Annotated in this window: 4 protein-coding genes; 2 read left to right on the top strand and 2 right to left on the bottom strand. The window is 63.6% G+C overall.

Going from position 1 to position 3,412, the window contains the following annotated elements; genetic code table 11:
* Positions 1-44: 44 nt before the first annotated feature.
* On the bottom strand, positions 45-416 hold the full coding sequence (locus tag EOA28_RS29415; RefSeq protein WP_128315555.1) for a hypothetical protein: 372 nt from the start codon (positions 414-416) through the stop codon (positions 45-47).
* Positions 417-534: 118 nt separating this feature from the next.
* Positions 535-1,401 (bottom strand): hypothetical protein, encoded by an 867-nt coding sequence (locus EOA28_RS29410; protein ID WP_127250692.1) that lies wholly within the window; start codon positions 1,399-1,401, stop codon positions 535-537.
* Positions 1,402-1,780: 379 nt separating this feature from the next.
* On the opposite strand from EOA28_RS29410, the gene EOA28_RS29405 reads away from it, so the two are divergent.
* Together EOA28_RS29405 and EOA28_RS29400 are read left to right on the top strand one after the other, a co-directional pair.
* Entirely contained in the window at positions 1,781-2,614 is an 834-nt protein-coding gene (locus tag EOA28_RS29405; RefSeq protein WP_127250693.1) for a GNAT family N-acetyltransferase, read from the top strand.
* A gap of 123 nt (positions 2,615-2,737) precedes the next feature.
* A partial coding sequence (locus tag EOA28_RS29400; protein WP_128315554.1) for an SDR family NAD(P)-dependent oxidoreductase occupies positions 2,738-3,412 on the top strand: 675 nt, incomplete at its 3' end.

The raw sequence follows: 3,412 nt of genomic DNA, 5'->3' as shown, positions 1-3,412 counted from the left end.
GTCAAGAGCATCAAGCGTGATCAGATGCATATGAAGCCAGCCGATCAACAGCTCCAGGGTTGTGGCGGGCAGGTGCAAGGGGCGAATGCGGCCGTCGTCGGCCATTGGACCGACTTCGATGAAATTATAGTGCTGCATTTCATTGATGAAGGCTGGGCCGTGTTTCGGCTTGCAACTGCATGCTGAACGGTGACGTCGACAAAACGCGCCGCCGTCAGTTCCTTCCGGTAGTCGCTGGGATCCCTGCGGAAATGCAGGGCAAGACAGATATGCGCCATCAGCCAGCGCTGCTGGGTGGCAAAGACCGAGGACGCGCGCGGGTTTCCTTCATAGGCCTGCTGCATCGCCCGGGCCTGTGCCTGGACGGCGGCATTCAGCGCCGGATGACCGACAATGTCTTCGAAGTTCAGCGCCATCCCCCCAGACTCCGCCAAATATCGCAATATGCGGATGCGGATAGCAGTTTTGGCCGGCGCCTGCCAGCGCAACCAGCGGTATTTGTCGGCTGGGTCCGAGAAGCGACCGTTGCGCCGGTCAGCTCTCGTCCGCCTGGGACAAACTGTCGTCGAAAGCCAGGTCGACTACGGCGAGCTTGGACGTCTGCATGACCATGTATTCGTCGAAGAACTGGCGTGAAACCCACATGACGGAATGACCGCGCTGGCCGACCCAGCCGATGCTGCCAAGCGCCTCGGCATCATTAAGTTTCCGCGCCAGGTGGGTGCGTGACAGCTTCAGCCAGTGCGCGAATTCGCTGACCGAGATGACGCTGGTCGGTATCCTGTGGAGATGAACGTCCTCCGGATCGATACCGGACATCAGCCAGTCCATGACGATGCCGCCATTGTTTAACCAGATAAACAACGAGAAAGTCCGCCCAGGCTCCCGCACGCCCTGGCTGGCCAGCAATCCGTCGGCGATGAGCGGCTGCAGCCTGGACAGCATCCCGGGTCGATCGAGGAAAGTTGTCAGCCGGTTTCCGCCATCTATGCGGTCGAGCGTCCTCAGATGTGCGTGGATCCAGCCGGTGAAGGTTTCGATGGTGCCTTCGGTGACCCGCATGGGGTGGGCGCGGCCGTCACCGCTGGCCGAAATATACTCGGCGATGTTGTAGCGAAGCATCTCCTTGACGAAGGCCTCGGCCGTGTTGCGGCTGGCCAGGGAATAGCGGCGTACGACGTCGATGAACCGCGCCATCGTCATTTCGGTGCGGCGGTCATTGGGATCGCGCCGGAAATGCAAGGCCAGACCGGCGTGACCGAGCAGCCAGCGCTGCTGGGTGGCGAACACAGCAGCCAGCCGCGGGCTTGTTTCGTATATGTGGATGAGCGCGCGCGCCTGCTCCTGGATACAGCGAAGCGCTGCCGGATGATGGGCGATCTCTGCGGCACTCAGCGGCATTTCCTGCGGTACTCCAGGCGATTTTCGAAGAACGGCAAATCAAGATTCCCAGTGTTCACCGGTTGTGTCCAGTTGCCTATTGGAACAACGAACGATCAAGCGACGCGTTTGTTGCTAACTCGTTGCGTCGGTTCGGGAAACCCGTCCCAATAATAGTCCGGCCCGCAGCCCTGCGTTGAATTGGCGGCGTTCTGCCGAGCCATGGGAATGGTCTCCACCATATGTCTCCCGGCCTTGGCCGAGCAGGGGCGCCGGCAGGTGGTCGGCGCCGGCCGATAATCGAAGGTGAACCGAAGTTCTCGTGTGGACTTTGCAGCGAGGAAGCGGCTACCTATCGTGATGCCTTGACGCCATTTGCCGAGGCCGCCCGGGTGAAATGATGCCGAGAACAATCCGGACACTGACCGCCAGCGAAGTGGAAACGCTCGTCGACTGGGCGGCTGGAGAAGGCTGGAACCCGGGCATCGGCGACGCCGCGGCGTTCCAGACAGCCGATCCCGACGGATTCATCGGCGCTTTCGTCGATGGAGAGATGGTGGCCGGCATTTCGGCCGTCGCATACGGCACGGGCTTCGGCTTCATCGGCCTCTATATCTGCCGGCCCGACCGGCGCGGCGAAGGCCATGGCAAGGCGGTCTGGGATGCCGGCATGGCACGCCTCGGCGACCGCATCATCGGTCTCGACGGGGTGGCCGAGCAACGGGCCAACTACCAGCGCATGGGCTTCGTGCCCGTCTACGAGACCGTGCGCTACAGCGGTCGCCCCGCCGGATTGCCGGGGGGAAGCGACATACGGCCAGTGATGGCCGGCGACATGGCCGGGATACTCGCCTATGATCGCCAGCGTTTCCCGGCGCCGCGGGAAGCCTTCCTCCGGGAGTGGCTGCGGCAGCCCCGGATTGCGCTGCTCTGTGGCGGATCGGCCGGCATTGCCGGCTATGGCGTGGCCCGCCGATGCCGGGAAGGCTTCAAGGTCGGACCCCTGTTTGCCGACAGGACGGACCTTGCCCTGGCATTGCTGGCGGACCTTGTGGGCAGGATCGGCAACGATACATTGCATATCGACGTGCCGGCCAGCCAGGTTCAATTCACCGCCATGCTTCAGGCCGCCGGCTTGGTCCCGGGCTTTGCGACGACACGCATGTACAAGGGCGGCAAACCCGGTAACGCCCCCTCTACAGTTTTCGGCATCACGACGCTCGAGCTGGGATGATCGGGGGCCGGCGAAGCCGCTGAGGTCATTGTTTTGCCTCGCTGTCCATGCGACAGGGCCCCATGACATGATCTAGGGACATTGTGTGCCTTGCCGGGCGCTGCGTGGCGTGGAGGTTGTCAAATGGCTGGCAGGACGGTTCTGATCGCCGGTGGCGCCGGGGGCATGGGGCTTGCGACCGGACTGCGCCTCGCGGCCGACGGTGAGCGGATCGCGCTCGCCGACCTTCCCGGTCCCAAGCTCGACGCAGCCGTGGCCAAGATTGTCGCGACCGGGGCGGATGCGGTGGGTTTGCCGCTCGACATCCGCTCCGTCGCTGCCTGCCGCGACGTGGTGGCCAAGGCCAGGAACTGGGGCGGCGGCATGGACATCCTGGTCAACGCCGCCGGCGTCTGGCTCGAGGGGCCGGCGAGCGGGGTCGAGGAAGATCAGTGGGACCTTGTGCTGGACGTCAATCTCAAGGGAGCGTTCTTCCTGATCTCGGCGGCTGTCCCGCATCTGGCGGCGGCGCAAGGCGTGATCGTCAACATTGCGTCCGACGCCGGGCTCGTCGGCAACAATGGGGCGGCCGTCTATTGCGCCTCGAAGGGCGGGCTGGTTCTGCTGACCAAGGCACTCGCGCTGGAACTCGCCCCGCGAGGCATCAGGGTCAACGCCGTTTGCCCCGGCGATACGGCAACGCCGATGATCGAATATCAGGCCAGGACCTATGGCGGGGACGATCCCGACGGCTACAAGCGCCGGCTTCTCGGGCACTATCCGCAAGGGGGCAAAGCAAGGTTCATTCAGGTGGAAGAG

Source organism: Mesorhizobium sp. M2A.F.Ca.ET.067.02.1.1, assembly GCF_004023285.1.
Lineage (GTDB): Bacteria > Pseudomonadota > Alphaproteobacteria > Rhizobiales > Rhizobiaceae > Mesorhizobium.
The sequence above is the reverse complement of the archived record's forward strand: the minus strand, read 5'-3'. Positions and strand labels throughout refer to the sequence as shown.

What these genes read in the sequence shown, in the direction of transcription:
- EOA28_RS29415 (WP_128315555.1), bottom strand. Translation starts at nt 416, where the DNA reads ATGGCGCTGAACTTCGAAGACATTGTCGGTCATCCGGCGCTGAATGCC.
- EOA28_RS29405 (WP_127250693.1), top strand. Translation starts at nt 1,781, where the DNA reads ATGCCGAGAACAATCCGGACACTGACCGCCAGCGAAGTGGAAACGCTC.
- EOA28_RS29410 (WP_127250692.1), bottom strand. Translation starts at nt 1,401, where the DNA reads ATGCCGCTGAGTGCCGCAGAGATCGCCCATCATCCGGCAGCGCTTCGC.